The sequence below is a fragment of the Pseudomonas sp. B424 genome (assembly GCF_055408345.1).
Genome location: NZ_JBUZTL010000003.1, coordinates 73,141 through 93,878, shown reverse-complemented (window position 1 = coordinate 93,878; position 20,738 = coordinate 73,141). Strand labels below are relative to the sequence as shown.

At 59.5% G+C, this 20,738-nt stretch carries 20 protein-coding genes and 1 tRNA gene; 6 read left to right on the top strand and 15 right to left on the bottom strand.

The window, feature by feature from the left end:
- Positions 1 to 40: 40 nt before the first annotated feature.
- Positions 41 to 982: a phospholipase BipL gene (bipL, locus tag ACZRMS_RS05130; protein WP_463994386.1), complete on the bottom strand. Its 942-nt coding sequence runs from the start codon at positions 980 to 982 to the stop codon at positions 41 to 43.
- A 110-nt stretch (positions 983 to 1,092) separates the two neighbouring features.
- On the opposite strand from bipL, the gene ACZRMS_RS05125 reads away from it, so the two are divergent.
- A complete protein-coding gene (locus ACZRMS_RS05125) occupies positions 1,093 to 1,668 on the top strand; it encodes a DUF6436 domain-containing protein (RefSeq protein ID WP_463994385.1) in 576 nt (191 codons plus the stop codon).
- An 18-nt stretch (positions 1,669 to 1,686) separates the two neighbouring features.
- Here the strand turns inward: ACZRMS_RS05125 and ACZRMS_RS05120 are convergent.
- From ACZRMS_RS05120 to ACZRMS_RS05080, 9 genes are all read right to left on the bottom strand, one after another.
- Positions 1,687 to 1,762: transfer RNA gene (locus tag ACZRMS_RS05120), tRNA-Ile, on the bottom strand.
- Complete coding sequence (locus ACZRMS_RS05115; RefSeq protein WP_463994384.1) at positions 1,753 to 3,117, bottom strand: MFS transporter; 1,365 nt, start codon at positions 3,115 to 3,117, stop codon at positions 1,753 to 1,755. Before ACZRMS_RS05115 ends, ACZRMS_RS05120 begins: the two co-directional genes overlap by 10 nt.
- Positions 3,118 to 3,129: 12 nt before the next feature.
- Positions 3,130 to 4,014, bottom strand: coding sequence for a 2OG-Fe(II) oxygenase family protein (locus tag ACZRMS_RS05110; RefSeq protein ID WP_463994383.1), 885 nt, complete (start codon positions 4,012 to 4,014; stop codon positions 3,130 to 3,132).
- Positions 4,001 to 4,876 carry a 2OG-Fe(II) oxygenase family protein gene (locus ACZRMS_RS05105; protein WP_463994382.1) on the bottom strand — a complete coding sequence of 292 codons (876 nt, stop codon included), beginning with the start codon at positions 4,874 to 4,876 and terminating at the stop codon, positions 4,001 to 4,003. The genes ACZRMS_RS05110 and ACZRMS_RS05105 overlap by 14 nt, the downstream gene beginning before the upstream one ends.
- A 43-nt stretch (positions 4,877 to 4,919) precedes the next feature.
- Positions 4,920 to 5,837 carry a 2OG-Fe(II) oxygenase family protein gene (locus ACZRMS_RS05100; RefSeq protein WP_463994381.1) on the bottom strand — a complete coding sequence of 306 codons (918 nt, stop codon included), beginning with the start codon at positions 5,835 to 5,837 and terminating at the stop codon, positions 4,920 to 4,922.
- Entirely contained in the window at positions 5,821 to 7,269 is a 1,449-nt protein-coding gene (locus tag ACZRMS_RS05095) for a cytochrome P450 (RefSeq protein WP_463994380.1), read from the bottom strand. The genes ACZRMS_RS05100 and ACZRMS_RS05095 overlap by 17 nt, the downstream gene beginning before the upstream one ends.
- Complete coding sequence (locus ACZRMS_RS05090) at positions 7,262 to 8,155, bottom strand: 2OG-Fe(II) oxygenase family protein (RefSeq protein ID WP_463994379.1); 894 nt, start codon at positions 8,153 to 8,155, stop codon at positions 7,262 to 7,264. The genes ACZRMS_RS05095 and ACZRMS_RS05090 overlap by 8 nt, the downstream gene beginning before the upstream one ends.
- Positions 8,142 to 9,101 carry a 2OG-Fe(II) oxygenase family protein gene (locus ACZRMS_RS05085; protein ID WP_463994378.1) on the bottom strand — a complete coding sequence of 320 codons (960 nt, stop codon included), beginning with the start codon at positions 9,099 to 9,101 and terminating at the stop codon, positions 8,142 to 8,144. The genes ACZRMS_RS05090 and ACZRMS_RS05085 overlap by 14 nt, the downstream gene beginning before the upstream one ends.
- A gap of 2 nt (positions 9,102 to 9,103) precedes the next feature.
- Complete coding sequence (locus ACZRMS_RS05080) at positions 9,104 to 9,853, bottom strand: tRNA-dependent cyclodipeptide synthase (protein WP_463994377.1); 750 nt, start codon at positions 9,851 to 9,853, stop codon at positions 9,104 to 9,106.
- Positions 9,854 to 10,114: 261 nt separating this feature from the next.
- Between ACZRMS_RS05080 and ACZRMS_RS05075 the strand changes: the two genes are divergently transcribed.
- Positions 10,115 to 12,496, top strand: a complete 2,382-nt coding sequence (locus tag ACZRMS_RS05075; RefSeq protein WP_463994376.1) for a penicillin acylase family protein — start codon at positions 10,115 to 10,117, stop codon at positions 12,494 to 12,496.
- 265 nt (positions 12,497 to 12,761) lie between these two features.
- On the opposite strand, the gene ACZRMS_RS05070 is transcribed toward ACZRMS_RS05075, so the two are convergent.
- The 3 genes from ACZRMS_RS05070 to ACZRMS_RS05060 all read right to left on the bottom strand — a co-directional run bounded on the left by ACZRMS_RS05070 (position 12,762) and on the right by ACZRMS_RS05060 (position 14,470).
- Complete coding sequence (locus ACZRMS_RS05070; protein WP_463994375.1) at positions 12,762 to 12,887, bottom strand: hypothetical protein; 126 nt, start codon at positions 12,885 to 12,887, stop codon at positions 12,762 to 12,764.
- Between the two features lie 129 nt (positions 12,888 to 13,016).
- Entirely contained in the window at positions 13,017 to 13,907 is an 891-nt protein-coding gene (gene ubiA, locus ACZRMS_RS05065; RefSeq protein WP_463994374.1) for a 4-hydroxybenzoate octaprenyltransferase, read from the bottom strand.
- Positions 13,907 to 14,470, bottom strand: a complete 564-nt coding sequence (locus tag ACZRMS_RS05060; protein ID WP_463994373.1) for a chorismate--pyruvate lyase family protein — start codon at positions 14,468 to 14,470, stop codon at positions 13,907 to 13,909. The genes ubiA and ACZRMS_RS05060 overlap by 1 nt, the downstream gene beginning before the upstream one ends.
- A gap of 202 nt (positions 14,471 to 14,672) precedes the next feature.
- Between ACZRMS_RS05060 and ACZRMS_RS05055 the strand changes: the two genes are divergently transcribed.
- The 4 genes from ACZRMS_RS05055 to ACZRMS_RS05040 all read left to right on the top strand — a co-directional run bounded on the left by ACZRMS_RS05055 (position 14,673) and on the right by ACZRMS_RS05040 (position 17,057).
- Positions 14,673 to 14,840, top strand: coding sequence for a rubredoxin (locus tag ACZRMS_RS05055; protein ID WP_003437744.1), 168 nt, complete (start codon positions 14,673 to 14,675; stop codon positions 14,838 to 14,840).
- Positions 14,841 to 14,880: 40 nt separating this feature from the next.
- A complete protein-coding gene (locus ACZRMS_RS05050) occupies positions 14,881 to 16,029 on the top strand; it encodes an NAD(P)/FAD-dependent oxidoreductase (protein ID WP_463994372.1) in 1,149 nt (382 codons plus the stop codon).
- A gap of 189 nt (positions 16,030 to 16,218) precedes the next feature.
- Complete coding sequence (locus ACZRMS_RS05045; RefSeq protein ID WP_463994371.1) at positions 16,219 to 16,494, top strand: HU family DNA-binding protein; 276 nt, start codon at positions 16,219 to 16,221, stop codon at positions 16,492 to 16,494.
- A 182-nt stretch (positions 16,495 to 16,676) separates the two neighbouring features.
- Positions 16,677 to 17,057: a helicase gene (locus ACZRMS_RS05040; protein ID WP_463994370.1), complete on the top strand. Its 381-nt coding sequence runs from the start codon at positions 16,677 to 16,679 to the stop codon at positions 17,055 to 17,057.
- Between the two features lie 128 nt (positions 17,058 to 17,185).
- Here ACZRMS_RS05040 and ACZRMS_RS05035 read toward each other — a convergent pair whose 3' ends face one another.
- Entirely contained in the window at positions 17,186 to 18,580 is a 1,395-nt protein-coding gene (locus ACZRMS_RS05035; protein WP_463994369.1) for an aminoacyl-tRNA deacylase and HDOD domain-containing protein, read from the bottom strand.
- A gap of 79 nt (positions 18,581 to 18,659) precedes the next feature.
- Positions 18,660 to 20,735, bottom strand: a complete 2,076-nt coding sequence (gene recG, locus ACZRMS_RS05030) for an ATP-dependent DNA helicase RecG (RefSeq protein ID WP_463994368.1) — start codon at positions 20,733 to 20,735, stop codon at positions 18,660 to 18,662.
- Positions 20,736 to 20,738: the final 3 nt, after the last annotated feature.

Genomic DNA, 20,738 nt, shown 5'->3' with positions numbered 1-20,738 from the left:
GCCTGATGTTTCAAATGTCCTGTGGGGTCTTTATCGCAGATCAGAAGTACTTATCCAGAAACGCAAAATACCTTTCGCGAATCTCAGCCGTTTCATTCGCCAGATGGTGCCGCGCTTCGGGCAACAACAGCACCCGAGGCTGTTTGAACTTGGCCTTCAATACCTCAAGGTTATGCGACCAATCCACCGTTTTGTCGGCCTGCCCCTGGATCACCAACGGTTGACGCGCACACGGTGGCGCCCCTTCAATGCGCGGAATCCAGCGTGCCAGAGCGCCCACCCAGGCAGTTGGCAGACGTACCGGTTGCAGCGGGTCTGCCTGCAAAAACGGCAAGAAATCCGGGTCGTTGGAGTTTTCGCTGAAACGGCGGGCAATGCCTTTGACGAACGGGCGCAGCAGGTAATAGCTAAGTTTTGACCAGCTCCAGCCCATGGGCCGAACCAGCGGCGAAAGCAGGATCGCCTGGCCCTGAGCCGGGCTTTGCTCCCCGTAGTGCAGCAGATGATCCAGCACAATCGCCCCCCCCGTGCTCTGCCCGCACAGATGCCAGGGCTGCGGCAGTTGCAGCGATTGCGCCTCGATAAACAACCCCTGCAACGCCGCCTGGTACTGCGCGAAATCGTCGATGCTGGCCCGCTCGCCACTGGACAGACCATGCCCCGGCAGGTCACAGGCAATCACCACGAAGCCCCGGTTCAGGCCCCACTCGATGACATGCCGATACAGCCCCATGTGATCGTAAAAACCGTGGATCACAAACAGCGTCGCCACCGGCGCCGACTCCGGCCACCACACCTGGCTGACCAGCTCGTAGCTGCCCGCGTTAAAGCGACCCAGCTGGCGCTTGACCGCCACCGGGCGGTGAGGGAAGTCCAGCCCGTAAAAGTGCTGATACGCCAGGCCCTCACTCGATAACGGCTGACCCGCGACCAAAGGCTGCAAGCTGGCGCGCAAGGAATCGGGAGTAAACGGGGCTGGCATAAGGGTTTCCAAACAGAGCGGGGGAATGACGAAACAAGCTTTATAGACCGTCGATATTCATCTGTCAGGTCAAGCATGGCAAGCTACGCGGCCCTCCAGGAGCTATTTGCATGCCGGTGCCCACCTTCAAGACTCTGCTGGCCTGCCTGCTGACGCTGATCTGCGCAGTGGGTTTGTGGGTCGCTTACGACTGGTTTCAGGGCCGCTACATCCGTGCCTTCAGCGATCAGACCGCTCTGTTTGCCGGGGATGTGCTGAGCCTGCCCGCCGAACTGTCCGGCCCGGGACCGATCCGTGTGGTGCACTTCTGGGACCCCGCCTGCCCGTGCAACGTCGGCAACCAGCAGCATCTGAGCGAGCTGCTGGCGCACTACGTGCCACTGGGCGTCGAATTCTACTCCGTGCAAAAACCCGGCACCCAGGGCCGGTTGCCCGCCACCCTGGGCGCCCTCCAGCCCTTGGCCAGCCTGCCCGGCGCCGAGCACCTGAGCGCCAGCCCGGCCGTGGCCATCTGGGACCGCAGCGGCCAGCTGGCCTACTTCGGCCCCTACAGCGAAGGCGCCACCTGCAACGCCAGCAACAGCTTTATCGAGCCGATCCTGCAAGCCTTGAGCGAGGGCCGCCCGGTCAAGGCCACCCACACCATGGCCGTGGGCTGCTATTGCCCGTGGCAACCGCAACCTTGAGCGAAAAACGGCTTTAAATGGTTGGCCGGGAAGGGCTCGAACCTCCCACCTCACCCTTATCAAGGGCGCGCTCTACCCACTGAGCTACCGGCCAGTCAACTTATCCACAGTCTGTTTTCCCGCCCAAAAACGCTGCCCCATCAGCAGCGCGAAACAGGCCACAAGGCAGCAGCCTGCGAGGCTGATAAATACACCTTGGACATTCAATAGCGGCCCATTGCTGTGCCCCGCGAGTATCACGCCAAAGCCAGCTGCCAGGGTGATGATGGTTTTGGTCAGCCCGCTGGCCACCCCCGCGACCTGTTCATCGACAACTGCCTGCGTTGCAATCAAGGTCAGGGCATTGGCAATCCCCAACGAGGCGCCGCACAAGGTCACCAACAGCAGATAAAGCAGCCAGCCATAGGCAAGGGCCGCACCCGCCAGCAGCATTGCGCTGACACCCAGGCATATCGCCATTGCCCACACCGCCTCAGAGCCTGGGATACGCCCGGCAATCGGCCCGCCACACGCCAGCAACGCCGCAGGCGCCAGAAAGGCCATACCCGCCTGCAAGGGGCTCAGGCTCCATACGCCTTGCAATGACAGTGGCACCACAAGCAGATGCACCACCGTAGCGGTATTCACCACAGCACCGGCCAGGGTCAGCATCCAGTACGGCGGATTGCGCAACAGGCTGGTGTCGATCAAAGGCGCGGCAGCGCGCTTTTCACCCCATACAAACAGGCTGGCACACAACACAAACATCCCCAGCGCCAGCCCTACCCGGGGCATTGCCCGTGCCGGGCTGCCCAGCTCATCCAGCAGCAAGCCCAAGGCCGCCAGCCCCAGACTCACCAGCAACAACGCGGGTCCGTTGACCGCCACACGCGCGCCACACACAGGCGGCTCAGCGAGCCGCCAGCAGCACGCAAGTGCGACCAGCACCACGGGCAGGTTGATCCAGAAGATAAGCCGCCAGCCAAACCACTGCGTCAGCCCCCCTCCAAGAAAAGGGCCGATCACCGTGGCAATTGCCCCCAGCCCCAACGCCAAGCCAATCGCCCGCCCGCGCTGCTCACTCGGATACAGATGGCTCAACAGCGCCAACCCCGAGGGCATGATGCACGCAGCGCCAATGCCTTGAAGCACCCTGGCAGCCACCAGCCAGAGCAGCGACGGGGCCACGGCGCACAACAACGACGCACTGCCAAATAACGCCAGCCCCAGGCGTAACAAGCGCCCGTGACCAAAACCGTCGCTCAGGCGCCCGGCGGCCAGCATAAAAATGCCCACCGACAGCAAATAGCCGCTGACCACCCACTTGAGCCGGCCAACCGGCACGGCATAATCCTGCGCGATCGACAGCAATGCCAGATTCAAGGCAAACGCATCCAACTGAATACAAAAGATCCCGGCTGCAAATGCCAGCAGCGCCAACCGGCGCGATCGATCAGAGAAAAAAGTCATAGGCTTCCCCACTCAATACAGCCCTGCCGAATGAGGTTCGTATGTGTGCTCAAGGATACTTTTCAAAAATTGCTCAAAGTCGGCCTCAAGCCTAAGCCCAATCTGCGGCCGGTAGCTGTAGAGGCCCTCGCAGAAACGCTTGTCGAGGCTGCTGTCGAGAAACAGCGCGTACGAAAAACGATCCGCCTTGCCCGGCTCACGAGGCTGTTGCACCACGCGGTGGGCGACCGCAGCCACCGGTGTGGCCGTGTGCCGGGTCAAAATCTCCATCGCACAGCCAAAGTTGACGATAAAACTGCCGGGGCGGGGATCAATCGGGTACCAAAAACCATCGCGCAGCACTTCAAGCCCCGGTTCCAGCGACCGCAGCACAGTGACCCAACCTGAATCCTTGTGAATATTCAAACCACGGGCATTCACCTGCGGGCGAAAGTGGTTGAAGGTCAAGGTATGCGTGCCCTGGCTGGCCATGCAATGCCCGGTGGCCTTGCGCCAAAGTGCCGGGGGAATATCCAGAGATGCCAGCACCGCCAGCAGCACCTCGATGGCCAGGGTTTTCATGCATTGCGCCTGAATGCGCACTGCTTCGGGGAATAACCTGTGCCAGTCGCTACTGCGCAGAAAGAACTGCTCGGTCTGGTCCGCGTCCCGGCAAAAATAGCCCTGATGTTTGCCCAGTTCCGTTTCGGTTTGCGTGCAAAAACCTCGGTAAGTGCCGTGACCCGACAAATAAAACTGGCGGGCAAAGCGATCACCCGGTGCCAGGTCGAATGCCTGTGCGGGCTCCACAAAGAAAAATCCGTCGCGCAGCGCCTGTTGCAGCCCCTCAGCCCGGTCAAAATGCAGTCGACGCGCAGACAGCACGGCCCGCTGCCACTGGTACTTACACTCGGTCATGAAAGCCATAACCCATCCCTTGCGCCTTAAGCACCGAAAATGTCCGAAACGACTGATACACCTCAAGCGCGCCCGAGCCGCAGTACTGATAAAGACTCATGTCAAAGTTGGGGCCCATATACACCGTAAATGACGAGCGATCCGGCGTGTCAAAGACTGGCACGGTTTCGATGACGCGATGCAGCACGGCACGCCCCGGCAGACGCAGGTGTGCCGTCAATATCTGATAGGCATCGCCCAGGTTGACGATAAAGCAACCCGGTTCAAGGGGAACCGCTTGCCACATACCTTGGTGATAGATTTCAAAACCCGGCTGATCAGCCGCAATCACCGTAATAAAACCACTGTCGGTATGCTCGACAATCCCCAGGGTGCCCCTGACGCCGGAGCGATAGTGATTGAGGGTGGTGTAACACAGGCTGGTTTCATCCAGCGTACCTCCGGTAATGGTTGCCCAGTGGTCCTGATGCACACCGCTGGCTTCAAACAGATGACGCAAGGCCTGCAAGGTCACAACCTTGATGGCCCCAAGCAACCGGGCAATCGGCAGCGGGAAATACTCGCGCCACAAGTGACTCTCGATTTGCAGCTGCTCGACCTGGTTGGGTCGGTCTTCATAGCCCAGCTTTGAGCGCTCGTGGGGGTCCTCGCGATGACCGCGCAGCAGATCCTGCGCATCACGCCTGGGTCGGTAAAAATTGCGACAGATCTCAAACCCCGGGCTTACATCCAGTGAAGACGGGATTTGCAGCAAAAACGCACCCAATGCCAGCGCCTGTCCAAGGCTGCTGTCACTGAACTCAAGCCCGTGCCCGGTGAGCCGCGCACGGGGCAAAGACAACGAAACCGATTGATTGCTCATGCCATCTGCACCTCAATCTTCCTGTGGATAACTTTGCCCGGTACTACAACCTTGCGGTTTGATCGTAAGTACGTGCCACTTCCTGCTCGGCAAACTGCGCAACGCTCTGCACAACCACAGCGCGACCGTTGCGGTACTGATAGAGATTGCCGTCGAGCGCCGAGTCCAGAAATAGTGTGTAGGACGTTCGCTCACTCTCCACCGGTCGAGGCTCCAGTTGTGCCACCCCGTGGATATTGGCCCTGACCGGGGTTGCCAGGCGCTCGGTCAGCACCTCGAACGAGCTGCCGAAATTGATAATGAAATAGCCGGGCAGAGGGTTGATGGCGCGTACCTGCCCATCAATCCAGGCGTACAGGCCGGGCTCGGTGGAGCGCAGCACCGTGACCCAGCCCGAGTCGCGGTGAAACTTGCAGCCACGGGCATTTTTTGCGCAGCGGAAATGGTTGAACGCGAGCATCTGGTGGCCACAGTTATCGGTCAGGCCTGACGATATACGGGGCCAATCGAACGCAGGTAGCTGCAGATAAGCAAAGGTGTTACGCAGCACATTCAAGCCAAGCGAGGCCAGTTGCGTACCCAGCATCGCCACCGCTCGCGGCAGCAAGTGCCAGTTGTCGCGCTCAATATAAAAGTTCTCCCACTGATCGTGGGGGCGGTCGAAGTAGCCCTGATAAAGCCCCGGCACCTCCATCTCGCGATAACCGTCATCGGGCAGGTAAAACTGCCGGGCAAATTGGTCAGCTGCAGCGCAGATCATGCCCTGAGGAATTTTCAGCAGGAAAAAACCCTGCTCAATGCCCCGGGCAAAGCCATTGGCTGAATCGAACACCAGCCGACGGCCCGAAAACCGCGCACGCTCCAGAGTCAGTGGCGGGTACATGGCTTGCGCGTGGGCCTGATGTAGCGGCGAAGGCAGGGTCAGGCTGTCACGGTAGGTGGCGCTACGGGTGCTGGTCATCGGCGTGACCTCCTTCTTTCAGGCGCAGGGTCATTACCCCGGACCGGGCAGGCTTGGGCATGGCGCAATAACGCCTCAGGCTCAGGTCGATACCCGTGCTGCTCACTTCGTAATGCCCATAGAGCTCACGCAACAACAAACCCTGCATTTGTACCGAGAACAGGCGGCCCGGACATTTGCGTGGGTTGCGCCGGGTATTGAGCATGCTGAACGAGTTGAGGTCGTAACGATTGCGCGCCAGCAACGACGTACAGAAGGCGTGGGGCTGATCGCCACTTTTTTGCAGAACCAAAATATTGCCCGGGTCGAAAACCTCAGGGCGAGGGAACACCTGCGGGTCTCGATTGGCCTGCCAGCGGTCGAGCCACAGCAGGGTGTCTGCAGGAATCACCAGGCGCTGCCCCTCATGTTCGATCTCGCATGCCTTGATGGTGCGCCGCCACAGCGCCGTGGGATTGGAGCCGCCAAGACGCAGCGCTTCCATCACCGCCAGATCAATCACATGCGGGGCGTGATCGCTATCGTTTGTGGCCGCCAAAATGATCTCGCGCTTTACCCGCGGCGAGGTTTCGATATAGGCCATCGACCACAGCAGGCTCAGCGCGGTGGTGTCGTAGGTCGCGATGATGATGGTGCCGATTTCCAGCGCCTGATCCTGACTTAATTCCGCGATAGCCTGGCGGGTAAAGGCCAGCCCCCACAGCGCGAAGTGGCCAAGGATCAGGTTGGATGAAGGCGCCACGCCAATGGACTCAAAATTGCTGAGAAGCAGGTCTTTGACAAACGGCATCAGCGCCGGTTGCTGCTCTAACCCTTGGGCATCGTCGTGGCTGATCACCTTGGAGGCCTGCTCGAAAAACCCGCTGACAACACCCTTGAACCGATCATCTTCAAGGTACTGGGCCAGGGTTTTTACCCTGCAATCCAGTACCCCCGGCAAGTGGCTGTCTACATGGCTGACCCACTGCATAGCCAATTGCTCCATGCACAACGGCAGATTCTGAAGTGGCCGCAGGTAGGCGCCAGCCAATCGGAAAATCTCGGGTTTCAACCCGTCGATAAAACGTTGACTGCCCAACGCCTGCTCGACCACTCGGCGCTTGTGGGCTCGCCGCGGATCACTGATATGCAGCGAGCCCAAAAAGCCGCCAAACAGTTCATGGTTGGCCTCGGTTGAGGCCGCGAGGTACTCGTCATCAAGCAGCGGCCTATTGTTGATCTGGTACAGAGCCAAGCGCCCACCCATCCAGAAACTGCAGAGGCCGCCCGCCTGTTTGGCGCAGCTGCGAATGCCGCTGAATCGAAAGTACTCGGTGGCCGGCAACCCCAGTTCCACCGTGGCGTGATGGAACGCATCGCCATGCCCCTGCACAGGGCACGGCCCCGGGTGATGGGCAATCACACCGACAAAGGGAGCCTTGGGGTTACTCATGGACCGCATCCGGAGCCGGAACCGACTCGATGCCGAATGTGGTGTGCCGGTCTTGCCAGGTGAACTGGTTGAACTGGCGAAGAAAGGCTTCAACGCTCATTAACCGCAGCAGCTCGCCCTGGGGCTGCAACTCATACAGATCGCCACAGGCAGGCGGGTTGATAAAAGTTGCAAAGGAAAAGCGGTCTTCGCCCTTGGGCACCGCCGGGCACTCGCGCACGCGGTGCTCAATCGCCCGGGCAGGCAACGGCAAACGACCACTGAGCGCTTCAAGGCATGCCCCAAAGTTGACGATAAAACACCCAGGCACAGGCGCGATGGACTGCCACTGACCACCGATAAAGGCTTCGAAGCCCGGTTGGCGGGTATAGAGCAGCGTCACAAAGCCGGTGTCCCTATGTTCGGCACAGCCTGGCAAACGACGCTCGGGGCGATAATGGCTGGCGGCAAACCAATGAGTGCCCTCACCCGTCACGGCGCCACCACTGATCCGACGCCACAGATGCTCCGCTACCCCAAGTTCCCATAGCGCTGCCTGAAAAATCACCTGTCCTACTGCATCCATTACCTGGGCCATCTGCACTACAGCACAGGGCAAGCGCCCGGCCCATCGCGACTTGTCGACCAACAGATGCTCGGTTTGAAAGTGCTCACGGTCAAAGTAGATATCCGTTTGCTGGCGGAACCCTCCATAGTTCGTGTGATCTGTAGCGGGCAGATAAAACTCGCGACACAGCTTGATACCCGGTTCAAGATCCAAATACTCAGGCACTTTCAATAAAAACAAACCCTGTGCAATGGCGTCGCGCAAACTTCCATCTTTGTCAAATACAAGTTTGCCTTTAATAAGCGAGGCGCAATGCAGGTGAGCGTCAGGATAAATCATCAGGCATATCTCCCGAATAAAAAGTGCCTTGATAGATCTCCCGATCATTGTTATCGATTAGTTCCCGCGCATCACATACGCGCTGCAAACCCCGAACCGGACAATAATTAAAAATGCCCCTGTCACGAGGTAGAAAGTTACTGGAGCTGAAATGGCCGAAGCTGGAGCGATCTTTGGTTTGCCGTGCAACACGGTGCAGAATGGCCGCCACTGGGGAGTTGCAGCGGGCGGTTAACCATTCCATTGACAGGCCAAAGTTAATGACAAATTTATCAGGCGCACAGGGAACCCTTTCCCAACCATCAAACCGGTTAACCTCAAGCCCAGGTTGGGTAGTACGCAAAATCGTCAAAAAACCATCATCTTTGTGGGAGCTCAAACCCACTTCGGCCAATTGCGCACGATAATGGTTGAAGGTCAGGTGATAAGCGCCACCACCATGGGAGCAGCTCCCCGTGGCCCGGGTCCAGACCCGTGCAGGTATACCTGCGTAATCGAGTGCTGCGCAAAGAATCTGCCGGGACAATGCGGTCATTTTCTCTCCAGTATCAGCAACCTCGGCCGGGTAATGGCTGGCCCAAAACCTGCGTTCTAGCAAAAACTGTTCAATCTGGTCGACCCGCTCATGAAAACCCAGCAAACCGTCGCCAAACTGGCTGGCGGTAATGGACTTGAAATGCCCATATTCACTGGCATCGCCCCGGTAGAACTGATTAGCAAACTGGTCTGCCGCACCAACATCAAGTTCGGTAGGGATCTTGAGCAGAAACACACCGTCGGCAAAGGCTTGGTGTCGGTCCTGGTCGCTGGCAAAACTCAATCGGCGGCCCGTCATCCAGGCACACACCAAATCAGCGGTACAGCTTACGGGGCGGGTATCCACGCGTTTGTGGTAAACCGTGCTGTAGAGCTGATTCGCAGGGGCTTGCGCCCTAAAGCTGCGCATATTCAACGCCCTTTCACACACAGAGAAACGATGGTCAGCGCCTTGAGCTCTTCAGGCGCCAGAGGATGCAAACCTTGGGCGATCTCCGACAGGGTGCTGAACGACCCTGGGTAGATCATGACCGAGTGCCCCTGTTGTTGCAGGCAGGCAAAAATCGCAAACTCTTCAAGAAAATAATCCGCCGAAAACGCGACCTGCCGCGCCCATTCTGATGGCTCCAACAGATCGAATTTTTTGCGCAAGTAGTGCTCGGCAAAGCGTTTTACCGACTGATTGAACCGAGCATCCGTACGATAGAGCTGCAGGAGCTGGCGATGAAAATACTGATAGCCAACTTGCGCCTGAACCCCGTGACAGGTGAGAAAGCGAAACCGTGTGGCCGTACTGAAACGGTCAAATACCGGCTGGTTTTCCCGCATAAAACGCTCGCCCAACGCCAGTGCTGCAACCATCGCCACTGGCGGCTGCAAGTTATGCACTGATTGCAGGGTCAACCGATGAATACTGTCCCCGACCAGCACCGTACACTGCGCAAATCGCCGAGAAATCCACTCCAGAATTCCAGCCAGCTTCTGTGGGTAGAAGTGGCTATTTTCAAGGCTTATTCCAAGAAAACAACGACCTGACAGTTCAAACTCATTGCGCTTTGCAAGCGGTGACACCGAGGCTATCTTGGCTTTATATTTAAATGATCGCGCCTCAATAACACAGGCGGTCTGCAAAGCCGAATTATCACTTATATCAAATGACATACTTACTCCTTGTCAAAAAACTGACTAAAGGCAGGGTATCCATGCAGTTGATTAAATATCTAAGCGGGTAAGCAGGCGATAAACTTCTTATAAATAACGCCACTTGATTTATAGACAGGCATCCTAATCTGCACAACGTCTTACCATGTAAGGCTAAGCCCTGAATCTTGTACGAAATAACCTGCTCGAATTGAATGACTGACTTTCTCAATCAAGTCTCAGCCCCTACACTCGCTGTAGTTATTACCCTAAGGACGCTCCATGAAACGCAGCCTGACCGTCATCGCCCTTATCGTCGCCACCCTCGCAGGCGGCGGGGTCTGGTACGTGCAAAGCAAGCTGCCCGAGCGCCAGGGCCAGGCCGCGCTGGATGGGCTGCAAGGGGTGGTCACAGTGCGTTATGACGAGCGCGGGGTGCCACATATTCGCGCAGGCAATCAGGCTGACATGTACCGCGCCCTTGGGTATGTGCAGGCGCAAGACCGGCTGTTTCAGATGGAAATCATGCGGCGCCTGGCCCGGGGCGAGCTGGCCGAAGTGCTGGGGCCCAAGCTGGTCGATACCGACAAACTGTTTCGCAGCCTGCGCATTCGCGAGCGGGCGGCCAGTTACCTGAACGAGCTGGATCAGCAGTCTGCGGCCTTTGTGGCCTTGCAGGCGTATCTGGACGGGATCAATCAGTACCAAGCCACCCGCGCCAGACCCGTGGAGTTCGACCTGCTGGGCATCACGCCACGGCCCTTTACCGCGGAAGACACCATCAGCGTTGCCGGTTACATGGCCTACAGCTTTGCCGCAGCCTTTCGTACTGAGCCGCTGATGACATACGTACGCGATCAATTGGGCAGCGACTACCTGAAAATCTTTGACCTCAACTGGCAACCCCAAGGCGTACTGGCCCCGGCACTGGCCGCCCGCGACTGGCAAACCCTGGGCGAGCTGGCCCGACTCAGCGACCAGGCCCTGAGCCGGGCCGGCTTGCCGCAGTTTGAGGGCAGCAACGCGTGGGCGGTGTCGGGCACACGGACGCAAAGTGGCAAACCGCTGCTGGCAGGCGACCCGCATATCCGCTTTTCAGCGCCATCGGTGTGGTACGAAGCCCAGCTTTCGGCGCCCGATTTTGAGCTTTATGGTTACCATCAGGCGCTGGTGCCGTTTGCCTTTCTGGGCAACAACCGCGACTTTGGCTGGAGCCTGACCATGTTCCAGAACGACGATCTGGACCTGATCGCCGAGAAGACCAACCCCGACAACCCGAATCAGGTCTGGTACCACGGCCAGTGGGTCGACATGGCCCGTACCGAGCAGCAGATTGCGGTCAAGGGCGAAGCACCGGTGACGCTCACCCTGCGTCAATCGCCCCACGGGCCGATCATCAACGATGTGCTGGGCGCCACGGCGGGCAGCACCCCGATCGCCATGTGGTGGGGCTTTCTGGAGACCAAAAACCCGATCCTCGAAGGTTTCTATCAACTCAACCGCGCGGACAGCTTGAGCAAGGCCCGCACAGCCGCCACGTATATTCAGGCACCGGGGCTGAACCTGGTATGGGCCAATGCCAAGGGTGACATTGGCTGGTGGGCGGCCGCGCAACTGCCCAAGCGCCCGGCCGGGGTGAATCCGGCGTTTATTCTGGATGGCAGTACCGGCCAGGCTGACAAGGACGGATTTTACCCGTTCAGTGCCAACCCACAGGAGGAGAACCCGGCACGGGGCTATATCGTGTCGGCCAACTTTCAGCCGGTCTCACCGGCTGGCATCGAAATCCCCGGGTACTACAACCTGGCGGATCGCGGCCAGCAATTGAATCGCCAGCTCAGCGAGCCCGGCGTTAAATGGAACCTGAAGAATAGCCAGGCACTGCAACTGGGTACCGCAACCAACTACGGGCAACGTGTACTCAAGCCCCTGCTGCCGGTGCTGCGCGAAGTGGTCAGCGACCCGGCCGAACGCAAACTGGTGGAGCAACTGGCGCAGTGGAAAGGCGATTACCCGCTGGACTCGACCGCCGCCACGCTGTTCAACCAGTTCCTGTTCAGCCTGACCGAGGCGGCCATGCGGGACAAGTTGGGCGATGCCTTTTTTGACGCCATGCTGAGCACCCGCGTGATCGATGCGGCCTTGCCGCGCCTGGCCCAAAGCCCCGACTCACCGTGGTGGGACAACCGCACTACAGCGCAAAAAGAGACCCGGGCCGACACCGTCAAGGTGGCGTGGCAGGCCAGCATTACCCAACTCAAGGCCGCGTTGGGCGACAACCCTGCCCAATGGCGCTGGGGCCGCGCCCACACCCTGACCCACGGCCACCCGCTGGGCCGGCAAAAGCCGCTGGACTGGCTGTTCAACGTAGGCCCCTTCGCCGCCCCCGGCAGCCACGAAGTGCCGAACAACCTCAGTGCCAAGCTGGGCAACGCGCCCTGGCCAGTGACCTACGGCCCGTCAACCCGACGCCTGATCGACTTCGCGACCCCATCCCACGGCCTGACCATCAACCCGGTGGGTCAAAGCGGCGTGCCGTTCGATAAACACTACCGCGACCAGGCCGAGTCCTACATCGAAGGCGACTACGACATCACCCACATGGATGAAGCCGAAATCCAGCTCAATACACGCGGTACGTTGCGGTTGGTACCGGTGAGGTAAAAACCCTGAAAACCTGCTGTGGGAGCGGGCTTGCTCGCGACTGGATCGCCCTGGCGTCTCTGGCTGACCGCGGCCATCGCGGGCAAGCCCGGCTCCCACAGGTTTTGGGTGTTTTCCCAGGTGACTGGCCAACCTGTAGCAATTGCTGAATCAGCAGCAACTGCAAGCTTTTGCGCGAATCAACAATGATGTGCACGTTGACCGTCTCTGAACGCACTTCGTAAACAATGCGGTTCATCCCACTGACCAACTTGCCGAAAATGACTCAGGCCGAGGGGCGCCAACTCATCTGGAATTGAACCGGCGCATGACTGTCGATATACAGCACCGGGGTTTGGGTGGTCAGGGTGTGGAGAAGGGCAAAGCGTTGGGAAGGGTTTTGAGTACTCATGGCTTGGTCTCTACGTCTGAAGGCTAGCGCCACCGTTTGCTGCGAAACAAAGAGGGTGGCGCCTGCGTGCGGGTTCGCAGACCGAGGGACCAAGCAAGCCGGCAGACTCGCAGGAGCTGCCGAAGGTGTTCACGCCAACGCGTAATCCAGCACAATCCCCACAAAAATCGCCAACCCGGCCCAGTGGTTATGCAGGAAGGCTTTAAAGCAGCGCTGCGGATCGCGGTTACGGGTGTACCAGAATTCCCACACGAAGCACGCCGCGGCCGACAGCAGACCAAGATGGAACCAGCCTCCCAGCTCAAAGTGCGAACCCGCCAGCAACAGGCAGCCCAAGGCCAGGCCTTGCAGGCTGAGGATGATGACGCGGTCGGCATCTCCAAACAGGATGGCGGTGGATTTGACCCCGATTTTGAGGTCGTCCTCACGGTCGGTCATGGCGTAGTACGTGTCGTAACCCACGGTCCACAGCAGATTGGCGATGTACAGCAACCAGGCCGCAGCAGGCAGGCTGCCGGTTTCAGCGGTGAAGGCCATGGGCATGCCCCACGAGAACGCCGCGCCCAGCACCACTTGCGGGTAGTAGGTATAGCGTTTCATGAACGGGTAACTGGCGGCCAGGGCCAGGCCGCCGAATGACAGCCAGATGGTCGGGGCATTCGTGCACAGCACCAGCAGGAAACTGACACCCATCAGCAACGCAAAAAACACCAGCGCTTCTTTACTGCTGATTTTTCCGCTGACCAAGGGTCGCTGTTCCGTGCGTTTGACGTGGCCATCCACCTTGCGGTCGGCAAAGTCGTTGATTACGCAGCCACCGGCTCGGGTCAGGATCACACCGAACACAAAGATCAGCAGGTTGCTCAGCGACGGTACACCTTTGGCGGCGACCCACAACGCCCACAGGGTCGGCCACAGCAGCAGGTAGATGCCGATGGGTTTGTCCATGCGGGTCAGCTGGATAAAGTCCCAGGCCCGGGGGTTCAGGCGATTGAGCGATTTGAGCAGGCGCACGTACATCAGTTGTTCTCCGACCGGGCACTCAGGGCGGCCCACAGTTTGGGTAAAAACACTTCGGCCACCAGCACGCTCAGTGCTCCGCGCACAAAGCGCGAGCGCCGGGCCCACAAGTGATCGGCCTGATCGCCCAGCGGCAACCAGTCACGCGGGTAGTGGCACACTTGCAATGCGCCGCGCTCAAACGCCTGATCGCAAAACAGCAGCTCGCCCAGTGAGCGGGTGCCCAACTCATCCATATTCAGGCCACCATCCTCCAGCGCACTTTTGACCACCACGCTGCGGGCAAACACCCACGGCTGGCCGTGCCCGCGCAAATACACTTCACGTACCCAGCCCTGAGCCCCCCGAGGAAGGTTCAAAGCGGCACATTCGTCTGGACGGAATGCCTGCATGCCTTCAAAAAGCGGAAGTACGCTGAAGGAGTTTTCTGAAACAGTAGTGAGGCGCCTAGTCAGGGAGCCTTGGTCAAACAGCCAGTCCAGGACCTGTGCATCAGGCAACGCAGGAAGTTGGCCTTGCTCAAGCCAGACAGGGGAGATCAGCGGAGAAGTTATGTGCGGCACGGTGGGTCATAATTGGCAGCCATTGAGGCCGGCGAGCTTATCACGCCGGTTCCTGAATGAGCGGCCGAGGGCTTGCTGGCAGTATTCGTGCTTGCATCTGCCTGTCGTCATCAGTACAAAACGCCCTGAATTTGATGAGCAACTCAGTCGACGTAAAAAGTCTGTGGTCTTGTCCAGGCCTGAATCCCTAGGAAGTACCCCCATGAAAAAGTGGCAATGCATTGTATGTGGTCTTATTTATAACGAAGCCGACGGCTGGCCGGATGACGGCATCGCCCCCGGTACGCTGTGGCAGGACGTCCCGGAAGACTGGCTGTGCCCGGACTGTGGCGTCGGCAAAATGGATTTCGAGATGATCGAAATCAACTGATCGACCCTTTAACAACCTGATTGACCCTCTGGAGATTGGAATGAACGCACCTGTCGTGATCGTTGGCACCGGGCTGGCTGGCTATAACCTGGCCCGGGAGTTTCGCAAGCTGGACAGCGAGACACCGCTGCTGCTGATCACCGCGGATGACGGGCGCTCTTACTCCAAGCCAATGCTGTCCACCGGCTTTGGCAAGAACAAAGAGGCCGATGGCCTGAGCATGGCCACGCCCGAAGCGATGGCCGGGCAACTCAAGGCCCAGGTGCGCACTCACACCCGTATCAGCGGGATCGATCCGGGCCACAAGCAGTTGTGGATCGGTGAAGAAGCGGTGCCATATCGCGACCTGATCCTGGCCTGGGGCGCCCAAACCGTGCAAGTGCCGGTGGAGGGCGATGCCCAGGACGCCATTTTTCCGATCAATGATCTTGAAGATTACGCACGCTTTCGTAACGCCGCGGCAGGCAAGCGCCGCGTGCTGATCCTGGGTGCCGGGCTGATCGGCTGCGAATTTGCCAATGACCTGATCGCCGGTGGCTATGAAGTTGACCTGGTCGCACCTTGCGAGCAAGTGATGCCAACCCTGTTGCACCCGGCGGCGGCGGCAGCGGTTCAAGCCGGGCTTGAAAGCCTGGGCGCCCGCATGCACCTGGGCCCGGTCATGACGCGCCTGCAGCGCACTGAGAGCGGGCTTGAGGCCCACTTGTCGGATGGCAGCGTGATCCCGTGCGATGTGGTGGTGTCTGCCATTGGCCTGCGCCCGCGCATTGATATGGCCGCCGCTGCCGGCATTCAGGTCAACCGCGGGATTGAGGTCAATCGCCAGCTTAAAACCTCCCACGACAACATCTATGCCCTGGGCGACTGTGCCGAGGTTGAGGGTTTGAGCCTGCTGTACGTGATGCCGCTGATGAGCTGCGCCCGCGCATTGGCGCAGACTCTGGCCGGCAACCCGACGACGGTCAGTTACGGGGCCATGCCCATTACGGTCAAGACCCCGGTTTGCCCGCTGGTGGTTTCACCCGTGCCACGTGGCTACGAAGGCGTGTGGACTGTGGAGGGGCAAGGCGGCGACATCAAGGCACTGTGCCGAGACGCTGATGGCAAATTGCTCGGCTATGCCCTGACCGGTGAAGCGGTTCGCGACAAACTGGCACTGAACAAAGAGCTGCCTGCACTTTTGGCGTAAACACTGCGTAATCTGTCGTATATGCCATCGCCTTGACTCAACAAAGCCCATACCGAGGCTGGCGCCGGCCTTGGCCGCGTGCCATTCTCACACCGGTCTGCCGCAGTTTAGAGCCTGCGGCGCCTTGGGCGCTGCTCCGTAGAGAGCAGCACGGACATAACAACAAAAAACCGTCAATGAGGCTTCATCATGCGTAAACCAGATCTCGCCAACGCTATCGCTGAAAAGGCTGACCTCACCAAAGAACAAGCCAGCCGCGTACTCAATGCAGTGCTTGAAGAAATCACCAATGCACTGCACCGCAAAGACAGCGTCACGCTGGTCGGCTTCGGCACCTTCATTCAGCGCCATCGCGGTGCCCGTACCGGGCAAAACCCCCAAACAGGTCAGCCGGTCACCATCAAGGCCAGCAACACCGTAGCGTTCAAACCAGGCAAGTTCCTCAAGGACAGCGTTAATCCTTAACGGCCTGAAGAATGGGCAGGCTGGTACTGCCGGCAGCCCATTCTTGATTGTTCAAGGGCCGATTGTGCGGCCATAAGTGGCAAAACCCATCCCATCAGCGCCTATCTCTGCACAAATATGGCGTTCTTCGCTCAAATCGTTACACTGCGCCGGCCATTTTTTATTCCCCCGAGGCCGCGTACATGAAATTTCGTTTTCTACTCTGGATGCTGGGCTTTTTGATGGGCAAAGCGAGCCGCAAAAATCCTGCGTTTCAGCAGCAACTGGCTGACAAGGATCTGGTTTTTCAACTGCAGACCCTCGACGGCAAAGTGGCCCGTCATTTCAAAGTCAAAGACCAGCGCATCACCAGCCATGGCGGCCTGTACCCCGAGCCTGCGTTTGCCATCGCCTTTAAAGATGCCGCCTACGGCTTCGCCACGCTGCAAGCGAAGAACAAGCAGCTGGCGTTCATGACCGGGATTCAGGACAAGTCGATTCAGATCAAGGGCAACCCGGCACTGGTGATCTGGTTCCAGGGCCTGACCAAGTACCTCAAGCCGCGCAAGAAGGCGAAAGCGTAGGTCTCGGATATTGGTAGCCGCTGAGGAGCATAGCGAGGCTGCGATGCCGGGATGTTTACGACTGCTTCGCAGCCGATCGCAGCCTCGCTTCGCTCCTCAGTGCCTACAGAAAGGGAGCTGGCCTGGTTTTAGGGCCGACCGAACTGCGCCACCATTTCACGCAGCATCACTTCAGCCTCAAGCACTTTGCCGACCACTGCTTCTGCCTTGTCACGGGGCACGCCCAAACGCTCGAACAACGCGTCCGGCAACGGCGCACAAGCCCCGTGCCCGATGCCCCGGCTACGCAGCAACCCCAGTGCCACGCACACCAGATTCGGATAGTGGGCATCAGTGCCGATGTAGGTCGGATCATGTTGAAAACGCACCGCGAGGGCCAACTCGTCCGGCATGCCCCAAAACCGCATCAACCACGCCCCCATCTGCTCACGGCTGATGCCCAGCAAATGCTGCTCAATCAGGCTGTGGCTGACGTGCGGGTTAACCTCAAGATGACGGCAAATCAGCGAAAAATGCGGTGGAAATACGTGGGCCAGCAGTAAATAGCCGAAGTTGTGCAACAGCCCCGCCAGGTAGGTCAGGCCGACTTCCGGGCGTTTTTCCCGCGGCATGGCACGGGTCAGTCCTTCAATCACCGCTGCGGTGTAGATCGATTGCTGCCAGTAAGGCGTGCTCGATTGCGGGTGGTCCTTGGGCAGGCTCAGGCTCTTGCCCAGCGACAGGCTCAGCGCCAGGTTAATCACCAGATCCACCCCCAGCACGCGCACGATGGCATCTTCGACCGAGCGAATCTTGCTTTGCGACGCGTAGTACGACGATGACGCCCAGCTCATGACTTGTGCCGCCAGTGCCGGGTCGGTTTCGACAACACTGGTAATCTCATCGATGGTGACGTTGGGGTCGGACCGCAGCCGCATGATCTTGCGCACGCTCTCGGCCAGCGGCGGCAATTCAATGGTGGCTTCAAGCCGTTGCTGGATGCGCCGCGCCGTGAACGCCTGAACCGCCCGGGTGATGGCCTCACCGTCATCACCGGTATGATCCAGCTTGATTTCACTCAAGGGCTCGCCAAAACGGCCAGCACTGGAATTGTTGAGCAGGCGCTTGAAGTCCTTTTGAGTCACTTCAAGCAACAAACCCGGCTCGCCGGCGCTGATCAACAGCGCGGGTTGCAGCAACAGCTGCTCTTCGTACAGGCAGGGCGAGTTAATCAGTGCTGGCAAGCCGGGCAGCTGGTTCAGGCCGTGCTTGTCGAGCATGCGCTCCAGACGCTCTGCCGAGACTGCTGTCATGCGCCGCCCGGTCAAATCGGCCAGGCGGTTGAGATCCAGCAAATGATTTTGCGTGAACAACACCATCAGGATGCCGACCGTGTCATCGAGCAGTACGGCCTGTACCTTGCTGGCAGGGTCAAGCCCCGGGTGGTCGGGCACTTCTCGATAGGTGATGGCCAGATCACCGAGCAGTTGCCCGATTACCGACGGCGTGCGCAAAACGACAGGGGCACTGGCAACTTCAGTCATGGTCTGCATCCATTCTTTACAACTCAAATTTGATAACCCGTTACTTGATCGGCCGCTGGTCCATTTACTGAACGGTCTTTTACACCTGCCCGTATTGCTGCCCGTGACGCAGCCAGCGGTCCAGCAAAGGGCTGACATGGCTCGGCCAACGCTCAATCAATGCCTGGGCTGCGTCACGCACGGCGGGCAGCAGGTCGGCGTCGCGCATCAGGTCGGCGACCTTGAACTGCAGAAGGCCGGTCTGGCGTGTGCCAAGCATTTCGCCGGGGCCGCGCAACTCAAGGTCTTTTTCGGCAATCACAAAGCCGTCGTTGGTTTCACGCATGATGCCCAGGCGCTGGCGGCCAATTTGCGAAAGCGGCGGGTGATACAGCAGCACGCAATGACTCGCGGCGCTGCCCCGGCCTACACGCCCACGCAGCTGGTGCAGTTGGGACAGCCCCAGACGCTCGGGGTTTTCGATGATCATCAAGCTGGCATTGGGCACGTCAACGCCCACTTCAATCACCGTGGTTGCCACCAGCAATTGCAGTTCACCGGCCTTGAACTGGGCCATGACGGCGGCTTTTTCGGCCGCTTTCATGCGCCCGTGGATCAGGCCCACGCGCAGTTCGCCGAGGGCGCTGGAGAGGTCTTCGAAGGTGGTTTCGGCAGCCTGGCATGTCATCTCTTCAGACTCTTCGATCAGGGTACAGACCCAGTAGGCTTGCCGCCCCTCGGCACAGGCGGCGCGCACCCGCTCAATCACTTCGAAGCGACGCGTGTCGACCACCAGCACAGTGTTGACCGGGGTTCGGCCGGGCGGCAGTTCGTCGAGGATCGAGGTGTCGAGGTCGGCGTAAGCGCTCATGGCCAGGGTGCGCGGGATCGGGGTGGCGGTCATGATCAACTGGTGCGGGCACATCACGCCGCCCACGCCCTTGTTGCGCAGGGCCAGGCGTTGCTGCACGCCGAAGCGGTGCTGTTCGTCGATGATCACCAGCGCCAGGTTCTTGAACTGCACATGGTCCTGAAACAAGGCATGGGTGCCCACGACCATGGGTACGCCGCTCGCAATCTGCTCCATCGCCGTCACCCGGGCCTTGCCTTTAAGCTTGCCAGCCAGCCAGGCAACCTCTAGCCCCAGGGGCTCGAGCCAACGCTTGAAGTTGATGAAGTGCTGCTCGGCGAGGATTTCCGTGGGTGCCATCAGTGCCACTTGATAACCCGCCTCAAGCGCCTGCAAGGCGGCCATCGCCGCAACGACCGTCTTGCCCGAGCCCACGTCGCCCTGAATCAGGCGCAGCATGGGTTCGGGCTGACTGAGATCGTAGGCAATTTCGTTGCCGACGCGGGTCTGGGCGCCCGTCGGCGGGAAGCCCAGATTGGCGAGAAACTGCACAGGCAGCTTTTGCGCCTTGGGCAACGCCGGCGCCCGCAGGGAACGCAGGCTTTCGCGCAGACGTTGCTGGGACAGCTGATGTGTCAGCAGTTCTTCAAAGGCCAAACGGTGTTGGGCCCAGTGATGGCCCAAGGAGAGCTCTTCGACATCGGCATCGGCGGGTGGCTGGTGCAGATAGCGGATGGCTTCGGCCAGCGGGGCCAGCTGGTAATCCTTGGCCAGTTCACGCGGCAGCCAGTCGGGCAAGCTGCGCGGGCCAAGCATGTCCAGACTCTGCAGGCTGAGCTGGCGCAAGCGCTGCTGGGTCAGGCCTTCGGTTGTGGGGTAAATCGGCGTCAGCGTGGTGTCGATGGGCGGTGGTTCATCGCCGGTAATGGCGCGGTATTCGGGGTGGTAGATCTCCAGCCCCGAGGAACCGGGCCGGACTTCACCATAGCAACGCACTTCAGTACCGCGCTTGAGGCTTTCTTTTTGCGCATTACTGAAGTGGTAGAAGCGCAGGCTCAAGCCCCCGGTGCCATCGTTGATGCGCACCAGCAAGCTGCGGCGCTTGCCCATGACCACGTCGGCACCGATGACCCGGCCTTCTACCACGGCATCCTGGCCGGGGCGCAGGGCGCCAATCGGCACCACGCGGGTACGGTCCTGGTAGCGCAATGGCAAATGGAACAGCACATCCTGTATGTTTTCCAGTCCCACTTTGGCCAATTTCTCAGCCATGGCCTCGCCCACGCCCTTGAGCGCGGTGACCGACACATTCGACAACTCGGTCATCGG

Coding starts and splice junctions, on each gene's coding strand:
- bipL (WP_463994386.1), bottom strand. CDS start 982: ATGCCAGCCCCGTTTACTCCCGATTCCTTGCGCGCCAGCTTGCAGCCT.
- ACZRMS_RS05125 (WP_463994385.1), top strand. CDS start 1,093: ATGCCGGTGCCCACCTTCAAGACTCTGCTGGCCTGCCTGCTGACGCTG.
- ACZRMS_RS05115 (WP_463994384.1), bottom strand. CDS start 3,117: ATGACTTTTTTCTCTGATCGATCGCGCCGGTTGGCGCTGCTGGCATTT.
- ACZRMS_RS05110 (WP_463994383.1), bottom strand. CDS start 4,014: ATGACCGAGTGTAAGTACCAGTGGCAGCGGGCCGTGCTGTCTGCGCGT.
- ACZRMS_RS05105 (WP_463994382.1), bottom strand. CDS start 4,876: ATGAGCAATCAATCGGTTTCGTTGTCTTTGCCCCGTGCGCGGCTCACC.
- ACZRMS_RS05100 (WP_463994381.1), bottom strand. CDS start 5,837: ATGACCAGCACCCGTAGCGCCACCTACCGTGACAGCCTGACCCTGCCT.
- ACZRMS_RS05095 (WP_463994380.1), bottom strand. CDS start 7,269: ATGAGTAACCCCAAGGCTCCCTTTGTCGGTGTGATTGCCCATCACCCG.
- ACZRMS_RS05090 (WP_463994379.1), bottom strand. CDS start 8,155: ATGATTTATCCTGACGCTCACCTGCATTGCGCCTCGCTTATTAAAGGC.
- ACZRMS_RS05085 (WP_463994378.1), bottom strand. CDS start 9,101: ATGCGCAGCTTTAGGGCGCAAGCCCCTGCGAATCAGCTCTACAGCACG.
- ACZRMS_RS05080 (WP_463994377.1), bottom strand. CDS start 9,853: ATGTCATTTGATATAAGTGATAATTCGGCTTTGCAGACCGCCTGTGTT.
- ACZRMS_RS05075 (WP_463994376.1), top strand. CDS start 10,115: ATGAAACGCAGCCTGACCGTCATCGCCCTTATCGTCGCCACCCTCGCA.
- ACZRMS_RS05070 (WP_463994375.1), bottom strand. CDS start 12,887: ATGAGTACTCAAAACCCTTCCCAACGCTTTGCCCTTCTCCACACCCTG.
- ubiA (WP_463994374.1), bottom strand. CDS start 13,907: ATGTACGTGCGCCTGCTCAAATCGCTCAATCGCCTGAACCCCCGGGCC.
- ACZRMS_RS05055 (WP_003437744.1), top strand. CDS start 14,673: ATGAAAAAGTGGCAATGCATTGTATGTGGTCTTATTTATAACGAAGCC.
- ACZRMS_RS05050 (WP_463994372.1), top strand. CDS start 14,881: ATGAACGCACCTGTCGTGATCGTTGGCACCGGGCTGGCTGGCTATAAC.
- ACZRMS_RS05045 (WP_463994371.1), top strand. CDS start 16,219: ATGCGTAAACCAGATCTCGCCAACGCTATCGCTGAAAAGGCTGACCTC.
- ACZRMS_RS05040 (WP_463994370.1), top strand. CDS start 16,677: ATGAAATTTCGTTTTCTACTCTGGATGCTGGGCTTTTTGATGGGCAAA.
- ACZRMS_RS05035 (WP_463994369.1), bottom strand. CDS start 18,580: ATGACTGAAGTTGCCAGTGCCCCTGTCGTTTTGCGCACGCCGTCGGTA.
- recG (WP_463994368.1), bottom strand. CDS start 20,735: ATGACCGAGTTGTCGAATGTGTCGGTCACCGCGCTCAAGGGCGTGGGC.